This is a genomic window from Spirosoma agri (assembly GCF_010747415.1).
GTDB lineage: Bacteria > Bacteroidota > Bacteroidia > Cytophagales > Spirosomataceae > Spirosoma > Spirosoma agri.
Genome location: NZ_JAAGNZ010000001.1, coordinates 539,404 through 562,082 on the forward strand (window position 1 = coordinate 539,404; position 22,679 = coordinate 562,082).

A 22,679-nucleotide genomic window follows, 5' to 3' on the forward strand; every position below is an offset into this window, starting at 1 on the left:
TATGCAAAGTCCGGTCTTCTCACAGAGGACCGGACTTTCTTTTTAGCGGGAAGTACTTCGCTTACATCGTTGCGCCTTCTTTCAACCGTTCGGCATTTTCAGCGATACGAAGTTGTTCGATGAAGTCACCGATGCCGCCATCCATTACTGCGGGCAGATTATAGACAGTCAGGCCGATACGGTGGTCGGTAACCCGGCTTTGTGGATAGTTATACGTCCGGATCTTATCGGAGCGATCACCACTACCAACCATCGTTTTGCGTTGTGAGGCTATGGCGTCGTTATGCTTCTGCAGCTCGATTTCGTAGAGTCGTGAGCGAAGAACGGTTAGTGCTTTATCGAAGTTCTTCAACTGCGAACGTTCGTCCTGACACTGAACCACCAGGCCCGTAGGAATGTGGGTCAGGCGAACCGCCGAGTAGGTCGTGTTAACCGACTGACCACCAGCACCCGACGAACAGAACGTATCCTTCCGAATGTCATTCATGTTGATCTCAACATCGACCTCTTCGGCTTCGGGTAGTACGGCTACGCTGGCAGCTGAGGTGTGAATGCGTCCCTGCGTTTCTGTTGCCGGTACACGCTGCACGCGGTGAACGCCCGACTCAAACTTCAGTTTGCCGTATACATCCTCGCCTTCTACCTCGGTTATGATCTCTTTGTAACCGCCCGATGTGCCTTCGGTAAAGTCAACTAGCGACATGCGCCAGCCCATTTTCTCGCAAAACCGCTGATACATCCGGAACAGATCACCCGCGAAAATGGCCGCTTCGTCACCGCCGGTTCCACCCCGAATTTCGAGAATGACGTTTTTGCTGTCATTCGGATCTCTCGGCATCAGCATCTCCTTGAGCGTTTCCTCCAGTTCATCCCGGCGGGGCAACAACTCATCCAGTTCAACCTTAGCCATTTCCCGAAAATCCTCATCCTTTTCGGTAGCAACAATTTCTTTGGCATTATCAATCTCTTCGAGCAGTTGCTTGTAGGCCTGATACTGCACGACGATCTTTTCCAGATCTTTATATTCTTTGCTCATCTTCATGAAGCGCTTCTGATCCGAAACGGCTTCAGGCTGTACGATTTGCTGAGCTACTTCGTTGAAGCGTTCACTGATGGCTTCTAACTGGTCAAGCATATATTGGAAAGGCGTTAGATTCTAAATTATAGGAGCCGGACAATCTCGCCCAAAAAGGGTCGGGTAAAAACGCTCCGGTAGTCTAAGTCTGCGTTCGAAAAACAAAATTACAAAAATCCCGGCAGTTAGGCTTTATGTTTGCGATCTGCAACCAAGCCTTTCCTGACATCGTTCTTCAGAGAAATGACGAAACGTACCCCTATTAAGTTCCTGTTTATGACACGCCCTGCAATTCTGGCTACCTTGTTAATCAGTGTCTTGTTCGCCTGTGGTCCCGACCGGGTGCAATACACGAATGCATTAAAACAGGAAATGGCCGACTCGAAAATCAAACGCATCACGGACGTGGATCTGGTTGAAACGATCGATGGTATGGGCGGGAAGGTAAGCGCTGTAATTGGAAAAGAACTGGCGGCTGAACTGCAAAAAACGACGAACCCGGCAGAGCGAGTAAACTTATGTCAACTGAAAAACCTGCCCCGAACAAAGGCGATTGCTGAACGCTATGCGCTCGATATTCGTCTGCTGGGAGCCGCTGATGTGCAGAATAAGGCATTTAGTGAGAAAGAGCGGGGAATCCTGGACGCTTATCTCTATAATGCCAAACAGAAGCTAGCCCCCATTTCAAACATTCAAAAGATCAGCGATACGCTTTTCGTCTATAATGTGGCGCTACCGGCTGACAGTCCCATCTGCGAAGCCTGTTTTGGTAAGCAGGAAGTACCGTTTGCGGTCTGGCGACTGGCTTTCAGCAAGCGCGAAGTGATTCGACGGATGAATTCGACGAAGAAACGGAAGCAATAAGTGACTTGGCCGGTATGCGTTAAGCGCATTTATCCGCCCATGCAATAAGCTGGCTCGCGGTCTGGACCGGATCATCAGACTCGATCGGAAAGGAACGAACTGTAGCCGGATCGCGGTGAGCCAGACCATGAAGGTAGGCTTTGTCGTAATAATCGAGAGTCAAATCAGCAACGGTTGCATAATCGTGTTGGGCCAACGCGTCGAGGGCATCTTTGGTTACTTTACCTCCCAGGCGCTTCCGTATCCGTTCGGTAGCTTCAACGAGGAGCGCATGATCAATGCCGGTATATTCAGTTACCAGCCGAGAAATACGAGTCTTTTTGGGTAAATCGATTAGGGCCACCGGGGCTACCTGCATTTGCTGCCACAGCGCTATCGGGATGAAGCAGGAGCCAATATTACGGCTTTCATCTTCGAGCCAAATCCGGCGACCGGCATCTAGCTGACGCCACTCGGTGAACAGCGTATTTTCGAACTGTTCGGTTGCGGGCTGCCGAAGCTGTCCAATCGCACCGTATGTCGATCCTTTATGGTGAGCCAGTTTTTCCAGATCAATGATCTGTTCGCCCTGACGAGCTAGTTCGTTCAATATATCGGTTTTACCACTACCCGTTTTACCACCCAGAATGATGAGAGTACGCGGTTCGGCAAAAGCAGATAGAACGACGTTGCGATAGGCCTTGTATCCACCAACCAGGGTCGAAGCGGTCAGCCCTGCCGTGTCGAGGAGCCACGCAAACGATCCGCTACGCATACCGCCCCGCCAGCAGTGCACCAGCACTTCTTTAGTCGGCTGGTTCAGTTTTTTCGACTGCTTGACGAACCCGGCCAGCTTCGGCCCAACCAGGTCCAGTCCCACCAGAACAGCCGCATCTTTACCGGCATTTTTGTACTTCGTGCCAACCTGCGCCCGTTCGTCATTGTCGAACAGGGGAATGCTCACCGCGCCTGGAATATGGGCGTGGTCGAACTCCCCCGGCGAGCGAACGTCGATGATCGGCAGTGTCTGCGCCTTTTCTAAAAATTCGTCGACGGATAACTGGTGAACCATGAACCGGGATGTTTGGGATTTAGCTGACTGATTATGATGCTGTATGAGCCAAAACGTTTAGTAATAAAGCGCCACCGTTCTGGTGAGATAACCCTAATAACCACACCTAACCAATCATCATGAAAAGCATTGAAAAAATCGTGGTCAGCCAGGAAAATCACATAAATCCCGGTTGGGATAGGCTGCGTAAATACATCTGTATGGTATTCTCCAGACCGAAATAAAGCGCATCGCAGACCAGGGCGTGACCAATGGACACCTCTTTCAACTCCGGAATCTGTTCATCAAAGAAACGCAGATTTTCCAGACTTAAATCATGACCCGCGTTGAGTTCGAGGCCGAGTTCGGTGGCCTTTCGGGCCGCGCGCACAAACGGAGCAACGGCTGCATCGGGATTTTCTGGGTACTGGGTAGCATACGGCTCGGTATATAACTCGATCCGGTCCGTGCCGACCGCTTTGGCTCCTTCGACCATGCGTTCATCGGCATCAACGAAGATCGACACGCGAATACCGTCTTCTTTAAACGTTTCTACCAATCGCCGAAGGTGATCCGCATAACGGATGGTGTCCCAACCCGCGTTTGAGGTAATTGCATCGACTGCATCCGGAACGAGCGTTACCTGCGCGGGCTTTACCCGCTTCACCAGCGCTATAAACCGCTCATCGGGATTACCTTCGATATTGAATTCGGTCGTGACCACTTCGTTCAGGTCCAGTACATCCTGGTAGCGGATATGACGTTCGTCGGGGCGGGGGTGGACCGTGATACCCTGAGCCCCGAACCGCTCGCAATCGAGCGCGACCTGAACAAGGTTCGGATTGTTGCCACCACGCGCATTCCGAATCGTGGCAATTTTATTGATGTTAACGCTTAAACGAGTCATCTTTTCTAATGAGTAAAAGAGTGAATGAACGAAACGGTGATTAGGCTCATTGGTTTCGTAACTTTGCCAAAACAATGAAGGTTCACGAACCATCAGTCGCTCGTTCATTCATTCACCCTTTCGTTTAGTAAAAATGTCGCTAAAACAACAAATTGACGCCGATATCAAGCAGGCTATGCTTGCTAAAGACCAAGACAAACTGCGGGCCTTGCGCGCGGTAAAATCCATGATCCTGCTTGAAGAAACCAAAGAAGGGGCCGCTGGCGACCTCAAACCCGACGATGAAACCAAAATTCTGACCAAAGCGGTAAAGCAGCGGAAAGATTCGGCCGACATCTACCGCCAGCAGAACCGCCCCGATCTGCTGGCTACGGAAGAAGCGGAAATTGCCGTCATTGAGCAATACCTGCCCAAGCAACTTTCGGAAAATGAGCTAAAGGAAAAACTACAGGTCATCATCGCCCGCGTTGGCGCGTCGGCTCCGTCCGATATGGGTAAGGTGATGGGTGTGGCAACCAAAGAGCTAGCTGGTCAGACTGATGGCAAAGCAATTTCGGCAGCGGTTAAGCAATTACTTCAATGAGTGAATGCGTGATTGACCGGGTGAGTGCTTATTCACCCGGTCAATCACGCATTCACTCTTTCACTCATTCAACATTGAACACCCTTGATCTGCTTATGATTGTCCCTCTGGCCTGGGGGGCGTTTAATGGTTACCGAAAAGGGCTGCTGGTAGAAATTGTCGCGGTCATTGCCTTTGTGGTGGCTATGATTATCGGGTTCAAGTTCTTGGCTTTCGGTATCGATCTGTTGAGCCCATACATCAGCCGCGAGCTAGCCCGCAAGCTATTACCCTGGCTGGGATTTTCGGTGATTTTCTTTCCTACGGTGTTCATGATCAATCAGATGGGTTTTGCGCTTCGGCGCTCCCTGAAATATACGATTCTGGGAACGTTCGATAGTGTAGCCGGAGCCGCTGTTGGTCTTTTTACGTGGCTGTTTGGAATTAGTGTAATCCTTTGGTTGTTCAGCTATATGGGTGTCAAAATCCCAGCTCGCCAGACCAAAGGAGCCTTTTTGTATACGTACATTCGGCCCGTAGCGCCCCAAATAATGGACAAAGCCGCCGTTTGGGTGCCCAAGGGGCTGGAAACCGGGAAAAAATGGCGGGCAGAAATTACAAGCGAGTAAAAGCGGATGCGTGAAAACCGGGCTCCCGATGGGCAGCTCTTTCTCTGTATTCAGGCATTGACTCGTTCACTCTTCAGGAAATGAAACAAGACATTCGCAAACTTACGGCCGCTCAACTGAAAGACTGGCTAGCGCAACAGGGCGAACCGGGATTCAGGGCTAAACAGGTTCATGAATGGCTCTGGAAAAAATCGGCTCAATCGTTTGAGCAGATGACAAATCTGTCGTTGCCAATGCGGGAATTGCTGGGCGCTCACTTCGAGATTCGCCCGCTGACCGTCGATCAGCAGCAACGCAGTAATGACGGCACCATCAAATCGTCGTTCCGATTGTTCGATGGTAATCTGGTGGAGGGTGTTTTGATCCCGGCCTTACGGAATGACGATGAGCGTGGCGACCGGTCCGCCGGTGCGGGACCGTCGAATGATCGCATGACGGCCTGTGTGTCGAGCCAGGTGGGCTGTTCGCTGACCTGTAAATTCTGTGCGACGGGATACATGGACCGTAAACGCAATCTCGATGCCGCCGAAATTTACGATCAGGTGGTCGCCATTGACCGGCAGGCTAAAGAAAATTACGAGTCGCCCCTGTCGAACATTGTGTATATGGGCATGGGTGAACCCCTGCTGAATTACAAAAATGTGCTGGAATCGGTCGATCGTATTACCTCGCCCGATGGATTGGGCATGTCGCCAAAACGGATCACGGTCTCTACGGCGGGTATTGCCAAAATGATTCGGCAACTCGGTGATGATGCGGTGAAATTTAACCTGGCTCTGTCGCTCCATGCGGCCAACGATTTGAAGCGTGACCAGATTATGCCCATCAACGAAAGCAACACATTAGCCGCTCTGGGCGACGCATTGGGCTATTTTTACAAAAAGACGGGGACTCGTATTACATTTGAGTACATCCTTTTTTATAATTTTAACGATACGCAGCAGGACGCGCAGGAGCTTTGGAAGTTTACGAAACGGGTTCCGGCGAAAGTCAACATTATCGAGTACAATCCGATCGCGGAAGCCAATTTCAAAAACACGGACCCGCAAACGCTGGATAGATTCGCTGGATTTCTGGAAGATAAGGGTGTAACCGTAAACGTACGCCGAAGCCGGGGGAAGGATATTGATGCCGCCTGCGGTCAGTTGGCTGGTAAAAAATAATGACGCAGAAAGGCCGCGACTCACACGTCAGATAGTGTGAGTCGCGGCCTTTCTGCGTCGTATGGAATCCGTGTGATAAACCCTACTTAACAATTTAGTAATACGCCTATTGTTTGTTTGCTGTACTTTTGTGGCAATCATCGGCTTACAGACTTTCTGTTTGCTTATTCATAGAAGACTTCCCACCTATGTTTGGATTAGAAACGGATGTTTTTATCCTCTTATTTATCAGCTTATTCGCTGCCTGCGCTTTCGAGTTTGTTAATGGTTTCCACGATACGGCCAATGCCGTTGCCACTGTTATTTATACCAATGCACTGAAGCCCACTGCCGCTGTGGTGTGGTCGGGCATCTGCAATTTCGCGGGCGTTTTGCTGGGCGGAATTGGTGTTGCCATGGGTATTGTTAATCTGCTGCCGGTTGAATTACTGGTCGATCAGAACGTTTATCATAGCGTTGCCATGGTGCTGGCCCTGTTGCTAAGCGCCATTATCTGGAACCTGGGAACCTGGTATTTTGGTTTACCAAGTTCAAGTTCACACACCCTTATCGGCTCAATCCTCGGCGTTGGTCTTGCCTTCTCCACGATGCCTGACAACACCGCCGGCTCGGCCGTGAACTGGGATAAAGCTATTGAAACCGGCCAGGCTCTCTTGCTGTCGCCGTTGCTGGGTTTTAGCCTGGCCATCGTACTGATGTTTGTTCTACGACGATCCGTGCCCGAAGAGGTGAAGGATCAGCTTTTCAAGGAGCCTAAGAAAAACAGCCTTCCCCCGTCCTGGATTCGGGGCATCCTGATTGCGACCTGCTCGCTGGTGAGCTTTTTTCACGGTAGCAATGACGGACAGAAAGGCGTGGGTCTGATCATGCTGATTCTGATCGGTGTCGTACCCTTTCATTTTGCCATCCAGTCTGATCTCGATCCGCGTCTGCTGCAACCGAACATCGCTGGTATCGAGCAAACGATTGCCGCACTGGATTCAAACCAACTCTCACCTGTAAACCGGGATCGGCTGGCTCGAACCCGTATTGAGTTGGGCGAATTGAAGGAGTTAGTCAACGCGCCACTCGTTGATCACAAGATTCCGAAGGAAGAGCGGTTGAACGTTCGGCGTGATCTGTTGTTGATCAACAGCAATATGAATAAAATTGCCGACGACGAAAGCGCCAATCTGAGCGCTAACCAATTGGCACTTCTGAAAAAGAGTCTGGGTGAAGAAAGTGGCCTGCGCCGGTTTACTGACTATGCACCCCTATGGGTTATCCTGATGATCGCACTTTCGCTGGGTCTGGGTACTATGATCGGCTGGCGTCGGATTGTGGTTACTGTTGGTGAGAAGATCGGTAAACAGCATTTGACGTACGCCCAGGGCGCGTCGGCGGAATTGGTGGCTGCCAGCATGATCGGACTTGCTTCGGCCATGAAACTACCCGTTAGCACGACCCACGTGTTGTCTTCCGGCATTGCCGGTAGTATGGTCGCCAGCAAGGGGGTCAAAAACTTACAGGCGGGCACTATCCGGAATATCGCGCTGGCGTGGGTGCTAACGCTGCCCGTCTCGATGCTTCTGGCCTTTACGTTCTATCTTTTGTTCCGCTGGCTTCTCTAGTCATTACCAGCTGTAATTTCCTTAACAGAATCCCAACCGTTCTGCTGAACGCGATCGCCCGAACGGGAACTGAGCCTTTGTGACTGGTAAAGCAGGTACAAAGGCTCAGTCTGTTTACCGCTCTTCCTTCGACCATTCGGGCATGTCCTGGCCAATCGCGTGACGAACTTTAGCGACGATGTCGTCGACACTATCATCTTTGCTGTACTGGAGAGGCTCTTTAAATTGAACGGTCAGCAGCGTGTTGCGCTTTTTGAATCGTAACCCCTTCTTGTCAAACGCCCGCCGGAATCCGTTGATAACCACCGGAATAACGATGGGCTCGTTCGCTTTGAGCAGGTGTCCAGTGCCTTTACGAACCGGCGCGTAGGGTGTAGTGGTGCCCTGCGGAAAGCTAACGACCCAACCGTGAGCCAGCGCCTTTGCAATTTTGTCGTTTGCCGTCGTATCAACCGACCGTTGTACTTCACGACCCTCCGCCCGCCAGGACCGTTCGATCGTTAAGGCACCGCCCGCGGCAAAAACACGGGGCACAAACCCTTTATTCATCGTTTCTGATGCGGCCACATAGTATTGTCGAGCCCTCGGACCGAGTAGATAAACCGGTGGTAGCATGGTATTCTGAAACCCCCATTTGACGGCGCAGAAAATATGAAAGAAGGCGATGACATCGGCGAAATACGTCTGGTGATTCGACAGAAACAGCACGTTATTAATCGGTAAGTTTTCCAGATTTTCGGTGCCTTCAATCTGAATTCGATTGACGACTGTGTACCGGGCGTAGGTCAGCCAACCAATAATAGCGATCAATAGACGCCTGACCAGCAGTGAGTTGCCAAAGGGATCACATTCGAAAATACCGAGTATGTCCAACGGCATCAGGAACTTGGGCAAGTAGCTGAATTTAGTAGGCTTTACGTAGTTCATCGTAGGTTAAGAAGGTCACAGGGCTTTTCCGTACGTTCTCTTACCCGAAGATCAGAGTGTCTTTTCAGACAATCGAGCGTACTGAATTAGTAAAGTTACAAGTCCATTACAATGTTTTTAAGAAAAAGTGCAATTGGTCGACTTGCAACGAAAATGCCCGAACGAGGGCTGGCCAAGTTCGGGCAACAAGTAAAGAAAAATAGCTCGATTAGACGTTCTCTGGCTGAGAAATCTGATCATAGACACTGGTCCACAACGCAATTCTGGCTTCCAGCGCGGCTTCAACGGCCAGGGTTGCTTCGTTCCAGCGTTGGCTGTCCGATCCGCAAAGCTCAGCGGTCATGGCCTTTGCCAAATGCGAATGGTGATCGCCATCGACTTCAATGTGTCGTTCCAGATAGTAGGTGAAGAGACCTAGTTGCGCGGGCGATTGATCGCGTAACTGGCGCACCAGCGCAATGAACAGATCGGGAATCAGGTCTTCGCGACCGAATGTGAACACGGCAGCTATCTCGTGTAGTTTCCCTTTTTTGATGAGGTCGAACGTGAAATTAACGAACTGACGGCTCCCATCCGGTAGGCGCACCGTTGCCAGGGCTTCCTCAATGGTACGTCCCTGCGTCAGTTCACCGACAAATGCGGTCATCTGGTCGGTATTGGCCCCCGCTTCGTGCATGGCTTTCAGGTAAAGCTCAAAATGGCTTAGGCGATTACCTGCCGGATCTACGTCACTTTCTTCGCCCACAACAATCTCGTTGATCAGGTAGCGCGTTTCGGGATTGCCGACCGGTAACCAGGGCACATCGACACAGGTCAAACTGCGCTGAAGGGATTTGAGGAGCGACATGAAATCCCATACGGCCCAAACGTGAGACTGCATGAACAGCCGCAAATCGTCGATGGTACGCACCGAAGCATACAAGGGGTGACTGGTCAGGCGCTCACGGAGAGGCTCAATGCGAGTCGATAAAAAATTTAGTTGCTCATTCATAAACGATTACAAAATAATTTCAGGACACTATTAATCTTTTTTTTAAACGCTCTGTCCAACCGTCAAGTTGCACGAAAAAACACAAACTGCCTATAGCCGACATTTTACACAATCTAGTTCAGGTTCCTATTTCTCCAGTCAATTTTTCTCGTTCACGACCATGAAACGTATTGTGCTTGCCGGTGTTGTTGCCTTTGTTTTTTGCCTAGTCGCTATTCAAACCTCTTTTGCGCAGGTTCAGGTTGGTATCCGGGGTGGGGCCAACTGGGGGTTTGCCTCCAAACCTGATTTTCTGGGTAGCCTGACACCAACGCTGCATCCGTCGCCGGGGCTGACCGGTGCCGTTTTTCTGGATATTCCGTTGAGTGATCGTGTGTCATTCCGTCCTGAAGTGGCGTATGTGCAAAAAGGATTTGTCGTGAAAGAAGGGCTCGACCTGAACTTTGGTGGATTTACGTTGCCACTAGGTGCGCGGATTGCGTATCAGGCACAAACGATCGAAATTCCATTACTGGCCAAGATAAACCTGTCTGATGGTGCGGTGCAGCCTTACCTGATTGCGGGTCCGGCAGTGAGTTACGCCGTCGACGGGCGCGTCCGTACCCGTGCAACGGCTCTCATCACGACTCAACCCATTGATGTCAATGTCAATTATGGCGACATGATGAATCGCTGGGATATTGGGGCAGTTGGCGGATTGGGTCTTGCTATGGATGCTGGTGCTGGCAAATTCTTCATCGAAGGTCGTTACACGCAAGGGTTTACCCGTCAGGTGCAGGTTCCGGTCGTCAACATCAACACGCGTAACCGGGGTGTTGCCGTATCGCTGGGCTATTCATTCCCCATCGGTGGTTACTGATCTCCGATCTCACCATTCACTACACGAAAGTAAGTATCATTTTGTTGAATCAACCTGAATCAGTAAAGGCGGAGCTAGTTGGCTCCGCCTTTCTTTTTTGACGTCAGGGTGCTTATTCAAAAATGAAATCCATGTTCTTGTCTTTGTAGTTTTCGTCATCCAGCTCCAGAAATTCTTCCCAGAATGGATCGTTCGGCAGAGCGGCCTTACAAATAAGCGGCTCCTTCTTGACGGGGTGAATAAAATACAGCCGACGGGCGTGGAGGTAGATTTTTTTGTCGGCCACCGCACGATCGTAGCCGTATTTGACGTCACCCCGAATTGGACAGCCGATGTGTGCCAGCTGCGACCGAATCTGGTGCGGACGGCCCGTAATTGGACTCACTTCGATCAGGTAATGCTCGTTTATTTTGCCCATGAGCCGATACGACAGTTCCGCTTTCTGCGAGTTGGCCACTTCGGAATCATAGACCGTCACCTGATTCTTCTGTTCGTCTTTAACGAGCCAGTTCACCAGCTTATCGGCGGTTTTGGGCGGCTTGCGTCGAACAACTGCCCAGTATGTTTTCTGGACCTGCCGTTTGCGAAAAATTTCGTTCATCCGTTCCAGCGCCTTCGAGGTCCGGGCAAACACGACTAGCCCGCTCACCGGGCGGTCGAGCCGGTGCACCAGACCCAAAAATACTTCACCGGGTTTGTCGTATTTTTCTTTTACGTAATCTTTTAGCACGTCCAGCAGGGTCACATCACCAGTGCGGTCGCCCTGCACCAGAATCCCTGGCTCTTTATTGACAATCAGCAGGTGATTGTCTTCGTATACAACATGAAACTGTTTCTTTGCCATAAGTATCGCGGCTGAAATGACGCGGTATAAATTCGTTGACGGGTTTTACATCCCGCCACTTGGGTACTAACTCAATATGCTTCCTTCTCGTTCGGAAAGTCGTTCGCTTTCACATCATCTACGTAATGCGCAAGAGCCTCAGTCATAATCGTATGCAGATCGGCATACCGGCGGAGGAACCGGGGTTTGAACTCATTGTTGATGCCCAGTACATCATGGAAAACCAGGATCTGACCGTCTGCATCGGGTCCGGCACCAATGCCAATGGTTGGGATGGCGAGGCTTTGTGATACTTTTTTGGTGAGCGTTGCGGGAATCTTTTCGAGCACGAGGCCAAAACAGCCGATGTCCTGAAGCATGTGCGCATCATCAATGAGCTTTTGCGCTTCTACTTCTTCCTTAGCCCGAACGGCGTACGTACCGAACTTATAAATAGACTGCGGGGTAAGCCCCAGATGGCCCATGACCGGAACGCCCGCGCTCAGGATACGGACAATTGACTCTCGGATCTCCTGGCCACCTTCCATCTTCACAGCATGGGCACCCGATTCTTTCATGATTCGAATCGCTGAGCGCAGGGCTTCGGACGAGTTTCCCTGATACGAACCAAATGGTAGATCGACCACGACTAATGCCCGCTTCACACCTCGAACAACCGAACTGGCGTGGTAAATCATCTGATCGAGCGTGATGGGTAGGGTTGTTTCGTGACCCGCCATGACGTTCGAGGCTGAATCACCCACTAAGATCACTTCAACGCCAGCCGCATCGACAACGCGGGCCATTGAATAATCGTAGGCGGTCAGCGCAGAAATCTTCTCGCCTTTATTTTTCAGTTCCTGAATGGTGTGCGTGGTAACGCGTTTGATATCGGGATTATGAACAGACATGTCAGTGGCCGGTTGGGGCAATAAGCAGATAAGAGCGGCAAAGGTACGGCTTTTTACTGACTGCCAACGGACAGCTATCGGCTAGCTCAGTGGGGCTGGAGCCACGACTCCGGATTGAGCTTGGTAAATTCTTTCCAGATCTGAAACTGGATTTCGGAGACGCCATTTTTGTCCGTTGCAACGGTGCCGATCGACTCGCGAGCTTTCACGCGTTGACCGATGCGTACCGAAACGCTCCGTAACTTGGCATACACCGTAAAATAGTCGCCGTGCTGAATGGCTACCACCGTGTTCATTCCCGGCATGTTAGTCACGTCCTGAACGACGCCATCGTAAACGGAGCGAACCCCTTCACCAGGATTTGTTTGAATATCGACGCCCTGATTCTCGACGTAGATGCCCTTGAGAACAGGGTGTGCTTTGCGACCGAAGTGGTCCGAAATGAACCCCTTCGTAACGGGCCACGGCAGCCGGGATCGTGACGACGTAAATGACGAGGCCAGCGCGGATTCCTCATCGTTTAGGTTGTTGTTACGCCGTTCGTCTGCCTTTTTAGGCGCGGGTTCCGGCTCGACCGGACGTTCCACTTTTGCCACGTCGGTGGGGGCTGGCTTTTCGCCGGCCTTTTCAGCGGCTGCAATGGCTTCTTCGGCCCGTCTGCGTTCGGCTGCTTTCCGCGCGGCTTCCACTCGGGCTACCCGTTCGCGTTCGACCCGCTCCGCCCGTTCGCGCGCTTCCCGTTCGGCCCGCTCTGCCCGTTCGCGCAATATGATGCGCGTGATCATCGACTCCAGCCGACCAACCGACCGACGGCTTTCGGCCAGCTCGGCACGCAGTTCGACTTCTTTCTGGCTAAGTGTTTTGACAACCTCGTTCTTTTCTTCCTTGAGCGACTCAAGCTTTTTGCTTTCCTGCACCTTCGCAACGATCGTTCCCTTCTGTTCCTGCCGTTTCCGCTGTGTAGCCTGTTGCTTGGTTTGCAACATCGTCTGGATGTTATTCATCTGCCGTACCTGACTTTGCCGGGCATCGGAGTACTGGCGCATGTAGCGGTAACGGGCAACGAGCTGGTTGAAATTATCGGAGGCAAACAGGAATCCCATCGGATTGACTTGCTGACGGCGTTTATCGGCCGCATACACCATTGACCCGTACTCGGCTCTGAGCTTGGTCAGATCACGCTTGAGTATGTTGCTATTTTCGCGCAGCTCGGCAATTTCCGATTCGGTCAGTCGAAGGTCCTTATTCAATAGATTGATCTGCTCCGACTGGGCACTAATCTGCTGATTCAGGGCTTTAAGCTGGCCCAGACCGACCTGTTTTTCGGAAGCCGTTTTCGTGAGAATCGTGCGGATTTGCCCCATTTTCTCCAGGTTCTGCTTTTTCTCTTTTTCCAGTGCCTGCCGACTACGCTGGGTAAGCTGCGCCATCCCGGGTGTCGCTACAATCCACAGGCTCGCCAGCAAGGTCAGGCTGAGTTGGAAAGGAACAGAGATCGAAAACGCTTTAGATTGCATAGGGGCTGGAAAACAAAGAGACTTACGGCCGGCGCTGGTAGCTGGCGGGAATAGTAAATGGGAATCCTGGATTTTTATCAACCAGTTCAACTTTGTTGTGTTTAATCCGAAGAAGTGTCTGGTAGAATTGTCCGTCCGCTCTCGACTGATAATCAAGCGTTACCAGACTAGTGTAGGGGAACAGAAAGCTATTGAGCGACGTGAAATCATCGTAATCCAGCCGCAGTGTATTTTTCGTTGGTTGCTCGGTCACCATCAGTTTTTTTAACTTTCGATCCTGCTCGCCAATGTAGTTTTCAACCAGTACTTTCCCTTCGCTCTGACGCAGCAGCAGGTAGTCGCGCTCATTCTTGATTTTCTGAGCCGGACGTTTGGGTAGGGGTAGATTTCCCACGATCAGCGCTTGCAACAACGAAAAATTCATCTCGAAGTTGAACTGCTTGCTGAGCGTCGGAAAGTCGTAAACGGAGTACTCTTTATGAATCTTGTCAATGATCGTGATCGAATCGCGGGTGATCAGGCCACGAACGGCTTCAATACCCAGTTTGGAGACTGATAACCAGATCAGGCTGTCTTTCCGAACCCGGATATTAATGTTTGCATTGTCAATATCCTGATTAGGGCTTTTGAACGAGATCTTCGATTTAGCCGTCAGGAAGCGAAAATCGATTTCGGCCACATTGGCACGGGCTTCGTCAATGCCGGGTCGGGGTGGGCGGGGCGTTGCCGCTGTTGAATCCGCCGGACGAACCGGAGCAGGGCGTGCAGCAACAGAAGAATCGGTAGTTACGGTGGTAGAAACTGGCTTATCTGGAACGGCAACCGTTGGCTGAGAACTGCTCGACTGGGCGAGATGCCGACGCCGACAACTTTCCGAATTCACCAACACGCCCAAACAGAGGGCAAACAACAGGTATTTATTCATTTGGGTGAGTTTCGACGTTTGGTTTTTGCGGTACGATCGATGAACTGACCGTCGAGTTGCTTGCTGGCGATCAACAGTAGAAACAACGAATCGAAAACCGCAACCCGAATGCCGTTTTACAACTTTCCGGTGGCAATTTTTTTGTCCAGATCAGGGCTGCCACCCCCCTTTGTTTTGGCTAGTTTCCATTGCGCAGCAGCCTTGTCGGGCTGGCCAAGCTGATAGAGAACGTCGCCATAATGTTCAATGATAGTTCCACTGGCACCGGCAGGATCAGCCACGGCTTTTTCCAGATACTGCTTCGCCTTGGCATAATCTTTTGCTGTGTAAAGTACCCAGGCGTAGGTATCTAGATACGTCGCGTTGGTCGGATTCCGTTCAACGAGTTTCTGCGCGAGTTGCAAAGCACGGGGCAGGTTTGCTTTTCGCAGTGACAGGAAATAGCTATAATTGTTGAGGACATGATCGTTCAGCGGATCTATCTTGATCACTGACTCGTATGCCTCATCGGATTTCGCGTAATCGCCAATACCGTTGTAGGCATCGCCCAACTGCGAGTCGATTCCTTTTTTGATTGCCGTGTCAGTGGTGGCCGACAGTAGTTTTTTGCTTTCTTCCAGCGCGTCGACGGCTTCCTGATACTTGCGTTTGAACAGATTGGCGGACCCATTGGAATACCAGAACAGCCCCTGCGTCGGGAATACTTCAAGCGCCTTCTGCGAATGCTCCAGCAAGCTATCGACTTGATTTAGCTCGCCATCCAGTTGCAGCAACGCCCCCCAGACCTCGTAGATTGACCCGTCAAGCCGGGCTGCTTTGGCGTAGGTATCACGCGCTTCAAGCTTCTTGCCCTGCTGCATCAGCAAATCAGCGAACATTATCTGCGTTTTTGGGTCATTGGGCGATGTTTTGGCCAAATTCTGTGCCATGCTGAATGCATCCTGCTGTGCCGTTGCGTTTTCGCCCGTCATGCCAACGTAGCTCGACAGAATCCGGGCTTTCAATCCCGCTTCCAGATTAGGGTTGGCAAGTACCTGATTGAGTTCTTTACTGACGCGGGCCATGTCGCCTTTCTTCCGGTAAATATCGGCCAGCAGCACGTGGGCCTGGGGCAGATCGGCGTTCAGCTTCAGAGCTCGGTCGATCCAGTTGATGGCCTGATCGGTGCGGTCGTTGGCAATGAGCAGTTCAGCGCCTTCCAGTAAATAATCAGGGTCGCCCGGTTCAGAAGCAACTAATTTTTCGGCCTCTTCAATGGCTTTGTCGATCTTGTTCTGTTTGAGGTAGATCCGTTGTTTCTGCCGGATAATCTCTTCGTTCAGGCCCAGTTCCCGCTCTACCTTATTGTAAGTTTCGAGTGCTTTGTCGGGTTTTTCATCGAAGAGATAAATGGCGGCTAGCTCAACGCCATACTCGGCGTTTTCGGTTCCTTTTTTCAGTAGCCCTTCGTACAGTTCTTCGGCTTCGCTGTAGCGTTTCTGCTTGACGTATAATTCAGCCAGCAGAAGCGAGTAAAACTTGTTTTGCTTATCGAGCGAATAGGCTTTGGCCGCATGGGGAATGGCCTCGTTCGTTTTGCCGGTTTTCAGCAGCGCGTTGGCTGTTGAATACTGGGCTGCCGCATTATTGGGGTATTTCTGGAGAATCTTGGTAAACTGCGCAATGGCCTTTGCCGGTTCGTCGGTCATCATAAAACGCATTCCTTCGGCGAACAGCGTTTCTTCTTCCATACGTACCGTCGTCGTTGAGCCGGAACCTGGCTTTGCAATGGCCGTATCTGGTTCGGCTTTAGCGCGTCTTCGTTGCGCCAGTGCAGGTAATGCCGTTAACCAAAGCACCATGCTCAGGCCACCAATCAGACCGATCAGTTGACGATTAAGCAGGAATCTGTATGACTTATTCATGTTGGTCAGCGTGTCGTGGTGCATACGTTAACGAAAAACGCGGCTCAACCCGTTCTATTGCACTTTTAACTTAAATAAAGCCCTAAGACAAAGGTAGTTCAAAATGACGGAATGTCGGTAACCGATCCGTCAAGTGCCCCCGTCAGCGTCGAATTAAATGCGACCCGATCGGTATATATCACCCCGAACCAATGGCCGGAAAAGAGCGGTTGTCTACGGTTTCCCTTACCTTGGAATAGACTTGTCTGGATCAATAATCAATCGTGTAGTAACTTTTCGGCGTAGACCGGGTTAACGATAGGTAGATAAAATCGAAACGTACCGAATGGAAACCCTGTATACTGCCACCGTCAGCAACGTCGGCGGGCGCGAAGGAGATGTTAAATCGCTTGATGGTGTTCTGGAAATGGACATCCGGCGACCAGTTGAAATGCATGGACAAGGAGGCAAACCCAATCCGGAAATGTTGTTTGCGGCTGCCTACAGTTCATGTTACAATGGGGCGCTGATGGGCGTTGCTAAAAAGAGAAAAGTTATTCTGCCGGAACATGCCGTTGAGGTTAGTATTTCGCTCAATCAGGACGGCGAACGAATGTTCCTCTCCGGAAAAATTGTTGTGAAAGCGCCGGGTATGGACCACGATGAACTTCAGCAACTGGCTGATACAGCCCATGCCGTCTGCCCGTATTCGAAAGCGGTAAAAGGCAACATGGATATAAAAGTAGAAGTGCTGGTCTAACGAAGGCTGGTCAGTAAAAGTCCGGCTTAACGCGATTGATGATTCTGTCAATCGCGTTGAGCCGGACTTTCACGTTTCAGATTAGCTCACGGCATCGTAGATCTGCACGCGTTCCCACAGGTGCGCACATTCCGCCACGAATTCCTGATGGATCGGGTGTACCTGATAGGCATCGTGAGCGGCTTTGTCAACGAAGACAAGTGTCAGCGCAAAATCGTAGGAGTGATCGATAACAGGACGGCGCGTTTCGGCAGGTGTGCCAATGTACACCGTCGTTATTTCGTTTACACCCCGGATCGATTCAAGTCCGGCGCGAAGGGCACTGTGGTCATCCCGGTTTTCGGGATGCTTAAGCCAGAAGAATACAGTATGAACAAACATGGGCGATTATGAATTTCGGTTTACAGGTTATGCCAGTAGCAGGCCGGCACGAAACTACCATAAACCACAAACCGAACGGCATAAGCGACTCAACTAAATTTTTCCAACTGCTTCACCAATACCCCGAAGTCTTTCGGATACGGCGCCACAAACGTTTGTTCTTCACCATCCAATAAGGTGAATGTCAATGAATAAGCGTGAAGGGCGACGCGATTGATCAGCGGTAATTCCTCCGTACCCTGTTTCAGGTTGAACTTGCGTTTTACGTCCGACAGATAGACGGGTTCTCCGCCGTAGGTCGAATCGTTGACGATGGGGGCTTTCAGGCACATCAGGTGAACCCGTATCTGGTGCATCCGTCCTGTAACGGGCATACACTCGACCAGCGTCGTTGTACGGTACGCCTGCAAGGTATTGAAAATCGTTTCGGCAACTTTTCCCTTCTCCCGATCGATCCGAACCGCCGTACCATCTTTAATGGGCGAGATGGGCAGGTAAACCGAAATACCGTCGAAGTCGTGGATGCCATTCGTTACGGCATGGTAGCGTTTCGTTACCTCGCGGTGCTCGAACTGCATGGCCAGATGCCGATAAGCCTCCGAATTTTTGGCAATAGCCAGAATACCCGACGTTTCTTTATCCAGCCGGTGTCCCAGTTGCGCATCAGCGTAATAGGCTTTTGCCATTCGCACGATACTTTGCCCACTTCGATCGGGCGTACGCTCGTCGAGGGACGCAACATGCGGTGGTTTATTGATCAGGATGTAATCATCGTTCTCGAATACGATGAGGTCTTCAAAGTTCAGTTTCAAAAGTTGTCGGTTGTCGCCTGACTTTATGGATCAGCGGTTGAGGTAACGTCAGGCGACAAACCGCTCCGGCGGACTGTTATGAACCTCAATCTGTAAACGAACACAAAAAGCCTCCTCCGTAGCGGAAGAGGCTTGATGATAAATATCTTGCGAAAGACTATACCGTCAGCGTACCGCGTTCGTATGCCTTACGGAGCGTTGCTTCCAGCCCGTTTTTGTTTATAGTCTTAATGGCCGATGTAGCCACTTTCAGCGTAACCCACTCGCCGGTTGATTCGACGAAGAACCGCTTCTTTTGCAGGTTCGGGAAAAATTTACGCTTTGTTTTATTATTAGCATGAGAAACATTGTTTCCCGTCCGTGTGCGCTTTCCTGTGATTTGACAAACTCTGGCCATTACCGTACTCGTTTTCCGTTAGAGGGCGCAAAAGTAGCTAATCTATTCATAATCTGCAACTCCTTATTCCTTTTTTTTGAACCCATAGGGGCAGTGACGGCAACCGTTCTGGCAGCAATGGCCTCGTTTAAGGTGATAAGCAGCGGTGAAAACAACAAACCCCTCGGGTGTGTAGTAGTAATCAGCGTCGGCTAGGCCCGGAATTTTTTTCTTCTCTGACTGCGATGACATGCTTTTGGGCATCTGCCCGAATAACTGTATTTTTGACTGGATGCCGACTTTCAGACGTTGGGCACTGGCCATTGGATTTTAGACTGTGGACTATTCAATTCTTCGTTCAGCGTCTGAAATCCAACGGTCAGCATCTAATGTTTAGTCCGCAAAGTTATAACTTCTTTCACTACCAGCTATGGAGATGACAACCCCACTATCAGCTGCTGACCAGGCGATGCAACTGGAATGGCACTACGGCGCCCATAATTACCACCCGATTCCGGCCGTGTTGACGCGGGGAGAGGGCGTATTCGTTTGGGATGTGGACGATAAACGATACTTTGATTTTCTGTCGGCCTACAGTGCAGTGAGCCAGGGACATTGTCATCCGCGCATCATCAACGCTATGATCCAGCAGGCGCAGCGGCTTACGCTTACGTCGCGGGCGTTTTATAACGACAAAACGGGGCTTTGCGAAAAATTCCTCTGTGAGTATTTTGGCTACGATAAAGCGCTGTTGATGAACTCCGGGGCCGAAGGGGGCGAAACCGCGCTGAAGCTGACCCGTAAGTGGGCCTATAAAGTGAAAGGTATTCCGCAGGATCAGGCAAAGACCGTCTACGCGGCCGGAAATTTCTGGGGCCGTACGTTAGCTGCCATATCCTCCTCGACCGATCCAAGCAGTACCAATGATTTCGGGCCGTTAGTGCCGGGTTACATCATCATTCCTTACAACGACCTGACGGCGCTGGAAGATACGTTCAAAAGCGATCCGAACATTGCCGGTTTCATGGTCGAGCCGATTCAGGGCGAGGCTGGCGTGGTCGTACCGGATGAAGGATACCTGCGGGGTGTTCGCGATCTGTGCACAAAATATAACGTTCTGTTTATTGCCGATGAGGTGCAAACCGGCATCGGTCGTACGGGAAAGCGCGTTGCCTGTGACCACGAGGGTGTGAAACCGGATTTGCTCGTTCTGGGTAAAGCGTTGTCGGGAGGAACAATGCCCGTATCGGCGGTTATGACCTCCGATGAAGTAATGCTGACCATCAGACCCGGTGAACATGGGAGTACGTATGGCGGAAACCCACTGGCGTGTGTTGTAACGATGGAAGCCCTTCAGGTTGTCGAAGACGAAAAGCTAGCCGAGAATGCAGATGCGATGGGAACGATCTTCCGTGACCGGATGACGGCACTGAGTCAGAAGACCGATCTCGTGAAATCGGTTCGTGGTAAGGGCCTGTTAAATGCCATCGTCATAAGCGAACGACCAGACCTTGGTGCAGAAACGGCCTGGGAAATCTGTCTGAAATTAAAAGACAACGGGTTACTGACCAAGCCAACGCACGGCGATAAGATTCGGTTTGCCCCACCGCTCGTTATCAATGAGGACCAGATGCACGAAGCCTGCGATATCATTGAAAAGACCGTGCTGGCGTTTTGATGGGAATAAATACGAAAAATGGGACGACGGGTATTATCACCCCGGTCGTCCCATTTTGGTTTGGCTGCTCCCTCTTTTTAGTCTGCTCTGGTGCCATCTGCCTTATAAAAGACGCCACCGGCAACTGGCTGGCCATTCTTGAACGTAGCGACTAACCGGCCACCGTCGGCGAAGTAGTAGGTTCCTTTGCCGTTGGGCATATTTTTCTGAAACCAGCCTGCGTATTTATCCCCGTTAAGGAAGAAGTAAACGCCGTAATCAGTCCGGAGATTGTCGCGGAAATTTCCCTTGTATTTCACCCGTCCATCAGCGTAGTATTCAACACCTTCACCGTGTTTATCGCCTTCCTCAAATTCACCGGCATACCGTTCGCGGGTTGGGTAGACGAACGTGCCGGTTCCATCCTCGCAATCACCCGAAATGCAGCCAACGGTTGCCCGGTTAGTCGTGCTGGGTGCAACAACTGGCCGGGTCACACCCGATGACCGAGACGGAGTTGCCGAATTGTTGGTGGCGATTGCTTTGGGCGCCATTGCCGTCGGTGCTTTGACCAGTACCCGACTTTTGGGATACATGGCTTCTGCTTCCAGCCAGCCTTTTCGAATAGCGTCCAGCCGGGCGGGTTTGGCGGGGTGCGTGGATGTCGCGCGTTCGTCGCCGAGCGCCCGAACGGCCACCATTGCTTCGTCCAGCGATGACCCTAGCTGATGAAGCACAAAGCCGGAAAACTTGTCGGCTTCGATTTCTTTCTGTGGCTGACCACCCCGTCCGTCGATCGTATGGCCCTGCAAATGGTGGCCAATTTCGTGCGCCATGATGCTGATGGCCGACCAGTCGGTTTCCGTTTCTTCCTCAATGCCCTGCATAAAGGCCGCATCGTAGATAATAAACCGTTGTCCCTTCACAACCGTCGCGAAACAGTTGTCGGTATTGGCACATTCCATAACCTTGAAGTTACGCATCAGGCCGATGGGTTTCAGAATTCGGTCGACCACCTTTTCGGCGTGGCCGTTCGAGGGTGAATTCAGATTGTTGCAAACGACCTGTGGGCCAACGGTACCGCCCGTGTATTTGCAGATGAACATATCCTGAGCTGGCATCTGCGCCATCAGGGGGCCAGTCAGGGCCGCGCTTAGTAAAAAAACAGGTAGTGATAAGGCCGCTTTCACTGGCATAACCGAGAAGGGTTAATCGTTCGACACGGCAGAATAACGAACGGAAGCAGGCTGCTATTTTAAGGGGTGATCGTAAAGTTAGCGGGTTGCAACAAACCGCAACTCTGTAGACAGATCAATGGCTGCTTACTGGCCACATTATCTACGGGCTGTAGCCATTCGATAAGTCCATTCCGGGAAAGGATGGCGTGGCTGTCGTTTTCTGAACATCTCCGGAAGGAGGTCGTTCTACGGTCTACAACGTATCTCGACACTGCTCCTAAACGGTAGACTATTCATGCAGACTACATTCCTATCAGAGCCAAATCCCAAACAAGCTGTTTCCCTGCCAGAAAAAAGTCTGGTCACGTTAACGGTCAACGGGGTAGAAAAAAAGCTCCAGCTGGCTCCCTGGACCACTTTGCTCGATGCACTGCGCGAGTACATGAACCTGACCGGCACCAAAAAAGGCTGCGATCACGGACAGTGTGGTGCCTGTACGGTACTGGTTGATGGCAAACGGATCAATTCGTGCCTGACGCTGGCCGTTATGAAAGAAGGGGCGGAGATAACAACGATCGAAGGCCTGGCCAGTACGGATAATAACTTTGAAACACAACTTCATCCGCTTCAGACTGCTTTTATCGCGCACGATGCGTATCAGTGTGGATATTGCACACCCGGACAGATCTGCTCGGCAGTAGGGCTGATCAGCGAAGGCCGGGTTCGTACTGCGGATGATATTCGTGAGTTGATGAGCGGCAACATCTGCCGTTGTGGTGCTTATCCCCACATTGTGGATGCGATCAGTGAGGTAATGCAAATCGATACAAAAGCCTAAT

Annotated in this window: 24 protein-coding genes; 9 read left to right on the forward strand and 15 right to left on the reverse strand. The window is 51.1% G+C overall.

All coding sequences use genetic code 11. The features are described from left to right. Positions 1-61 precede the first annotated feature (61 nt). Positions 62-1,135 carry a peptide chain release factor 1 gene (gene prfA / locus GK091_RS02195; RefSeq protein WP_164034987.1) on the reverse strand — a complete coding sequence of 358 codons (1,074 nt, stop codon included), beginning with the start codon at positions 1,133-1,135 and terminating at the stop codon, positions 62-64. A gap of 216 nt (positions 1,136-1,351) precedes the next feature. Here prfA and GK091_RS02200 point away from each other — a divergent pair, with 216 nt between their 5' ends. Continuing rightward, entirely contained in the window at positions 1,352-1,939 is a 588-nt protein-coding gene (locus tag GK091_RS02200) for a hypothetical protein (RefSeq protein WP_246202121.1), read from the forward strand. Positions 1,940-1,958: 19 nt separating this feature from the next. On the opposite strand, the gene mnmH is transcribed toward GK091_RS02200, so the two are convergent. Then, positions 1,959-2,990, reverse strand: a complete 1,032-nt coding sequence (gene mnmH / locus GK091_RS02205; protein WP_164034989.1) for a tRNA 2-selenouridine(34) synthase MnmH — start codon at positions 2,988-2,990, stop codon at positions 1,959-1,961. Between the two features lie 157 nt (positions 2,991-3,147). Continuing rightward, on the reverse strand, positions 3,148-3,876 hold the full coding sequence (locus GK091_RS02210) for a pyridoxine 5'-phosphate synthase (protein ID WP_164034990.1): 729 nt from the start codon (positions 3,874-3,876) through the stop codon (positions 3,148-3,150). Positions 3,877-4,009: 133 nt separating this feature from the next. On the opposite strand from GK091_RS02210, the gene GK091_RS02215 reads away from it, so the two are divergent. From GK091_RS02215 to GK091_RS02230, 4 genes are all read left to right on the forward strand, one after another. After that, complete coding sequence (locus GK091_RS02215; RefSeq protein WP_164034991.1) at positions 4,010-4,459, forward strand: GatB/YqeY domain-containing protein; 450 nt, start codon at positions 4,010-4,012, stop codon at positions 4,457-4,459. Between the two features lie 95 nt (positions 4,460-4,554). Further along, positions 4,555-5,067: a CvpA family protein gene (locus tag GK091_RS02220; protein WP_164040505.1), complete on the forward strand. Its 513-nt coding sequence runs from the start codon at positions 4,555-4,557 to the stop codon at positions 5,065-5,067. 80 nt (positions 5,068-5,147) lie between these two features. Beyond that, complete coding sequence (gene rlmN, locus GK091_RS02225) at positions 5,148-6,230, forward strand: 23S rRNA (adenine(2503)-C(2))-methyltransferase RlmN (protein ID WP_164034992.1); 1,083 nt, start codon at positions 5,148-5,150, stop codon at positions 6,228-6,230. Between the two features lie 188 nt (positions 6,231-6,418). Further along, positions 6,419-7,840 carry an inorganic phosphate transporter gene (locus tag GK091_RS02230; protein WP_164034993.1) on the forward strand — a complete coding sequence of 474 codons (1,422 nt, stop codon included), beginning with the start codon at positions 6,419-6,421 and terminating at the stop codon, positions 7,838-7,840. A 114-nt stretch (positions 7,841-7,954) separates the two neighbouring features. Here GK091_RS02230 and GK091_RS02235 read toward each other — a convergent pair whose 3' ends face one another. Continuing rightward, positions 7,955-8,767, reverse strand: a complete 813-nt coding sequence (locus tag GK091_RS02235; protein WP_164034994.1) for a lysophospholipid acyltransferase family protein — start codon at positions 8,765-8,767, stop codon at positions 7,955-7,957. Positions 8,768-8,975: 208 nt separating this feature from the next. After that, positions 8,976-9,758, reverse strand: a complete 783-nt coding sequence (locus tag GK091_RS02240; protein ID WP_164034995.1) for a DUF3050 domain-containing protein — start codon at positions 9,756-9,758, stop codon at positions 8,976-8,978. Positions 9,759-9,918: 160 nt separating this feature from the next. Here GK091_RS02240 and GK091_RS02245 point away from each other — a divergent pair, with 160 nt between their 5' ends. Then, positions 9,919-10,617, forward strand: coding sequence for a porin family protein (locus GK091_RS02245; RefSeq protein WP_164034996.1), 699 nt, complete (start codon positions 9,919-9,921; stop codon positions 10,615-10,617). A 112-nt stretch (positions 10,618-10,729) separates the two neighbouring features. Here the strand turns inward: GK091_RS02245 and GK091_RS02250 are convergent, their stop codons facing one another. The 5 genes from GK091_RS02250 to GK091_RS02270 all read right to left on the reverse strand — a co-directional run bounded on the left by GK091_RS02250 (position 10,730) and on the right by GK091_RS02270 (position 16,721). Further along, positions 10,730-11,461: an RluA family pseudouridine synthase gene (locus GK091_RS02250; protein WP_164034997.1), complete on the reverse strand. Its 732-nt coding sequence runs from the start codon at positions 11,459-11,461 to the stop codon at positions 10,730-10,732. A 71-nt stretch (positions 11,462-11,532) separates the two neighbouring features. Continuing rightward, entirely contained in the window at positions 11,533-12,351 is an 819-nt protein-coding gene (gene panB / locus GK091_RS02255; protein WP_164034998.1) for a 3-methyl-2-oxobutanoate hydroxymethyltransferase, read from the reverse strand. A gap of 86 nt (positions 12,352-12,437) precedes the next feature. Continuing rightward, positions 12,438-13,781 (reverse strand): murein hydrolase activator EnvC family protein, encoded by a 1,344-nt coding sequence (locus tag GK091_RS02260; protein ID WP_246202252.1) that lies wholly within the window; start codon positions 13,779-13,781, stop codon positions 12,438-12,440. Between the two features lie 109 nt (positions 13,782-13,890). Then, positions 13,891-14,793, reverse strand: a complete 903-nt coding sequence (locus GK091_RS02265) for a DUF4292 domain-containing protein (RefSeq protein ID WP_164035000.1) — start codon at positions 14,791-14,793, stop codon at positions 13,891-13,893. Positions 14,794-14,909: 116 nt separating this feature from the next. Then, positions 14,910-16,721 (reverse strand): tetratricopeptide repeat protein, encoded by a 1,812-nt coding sequence (locus tag GK091_RS02270; RefSeq protein WP_246202122.1) that lies wholly within the window; start codon positions 16,719-16,721, stop codon positions 14,910-14,912. A gap of 301 nt (positions 16,722-17,022) precedes the next feature. On the opposite strand from GK091_RS02270, the gene GK091_RS02275 reads away from it, so the two are divergent. Then, complete coding sequence (locus GK091_RS02275; RefSeq protein WP_164035001.1) at positions 17,023-17,436, forward strand: Ohr family peroxiredoxin; 414 nt, start codon at positions 17,023-17,025, stop codon at positions 17,434-17,436. Between the two features lie 81 nt (positions 17,437-17,517). Here the strand turns inward: GK091_RS02275 and GK091_RS02280 are convergent, their stop codons facing one another. The 4 genes from GK091_RS02280 to GK091_RS02295 all read right to left on the reverse strand — a co-directional run bounded on the left by GK091_RS02280 (position 17,518) and on the right by GK091_RS02295 (position 19,329). Continuing rightward, complete coding sequence (locus tag GK091_RS02280; protein WP_164035002.1) at positions 17,518-17,817, reverse strand: Dabb family protein; 300 nt, start codon at positions 17,815-17,817, stop codon at positions 17,518-17,520. An 89-nt stretch (positions 17,818-17,906) separates the two neighbouring features. Further along, positions 17,907-18,629 (reverse strand): RluA family pseudouridine synthase, encoded by a 723-nt coding sequence (locus GK091_RS02285; RefSeq protein WP_164035003.1) that lies wholly within the window; start codon positions 18,627-18,629, stop codon positions 17,907-17,909. A 157-nt stretch (positions 18,630-18,786) separates the two neighbouring features. Then, positions 18,787-19,026, reverse strand: coding sequence for a 50S ribosomal protein L28 (gene rpmB / locus GK091_RS02290; protein ID WP_164035004.1), 240 nt, complete (start codon positions 19,024-19,026; stop codon positions 18,787-18,789). Between the two features lie 63 nt (positions 19,027-19,089). Then, positions 19,090-19,329, reverse strand: coding sequence for a DUF5522 domain-containing protein (locus GK091_RS02295; RefSeq protein WP_246202123.1), 240 nt, complete (start codon positions 19,327-19,329; stop codon positions 19,090-19,092). Between the two features lie 106 nt (positions 19,330-19,435). Between GK091_RS02295 and rocD the strand changes: the two genes are divergently transcribed. Continuing rightward, positions 19,436-20,683: an ornithine--oxo-acid transaminase gene (gene rocD / locus GK091_RS02300; protein WP_164035005.1), complete on the forward strand. Its 1,248-nt coding sequence runs from the start codon at positions 19,436-19,438 to the stop codon at positions 20,681-20,683. 77 nt (positions 20,684-20,760) lie between these two features. Here rocD and GK091_RS02305 read toward each other — a convergent pair whose 3' ends face one another. Further along, positions 20,761-21,858, reverse strand: a complete 1,098-nt coding sequence (locus tag GK091_RS02305; protein ID WP_164035006.1) for a hypothetical protein — start codon at positions 21,856-21,858, stop codon at positions 20,761-20,763. A 277-nt stretch (positions 21,859-22,135) separates the two neighbouring features. On the opposite strand from GK091_RS02305, the gene GK091_RS02310 reads away from it, so the two are divergent. Continuing rightward, positions 22,136-22,678 (forward strand): (2Fe-2S)-binding protein, encoded by a 543-nt coding sequence (locus GK091_RS02310; protein ID WP_164035007.1) that lies wholly within the window; start codon positions 22,136-22,138, stop codon positions 22,676-22,678. Position 22,679 lies beyond the last annotated feature (1 nt).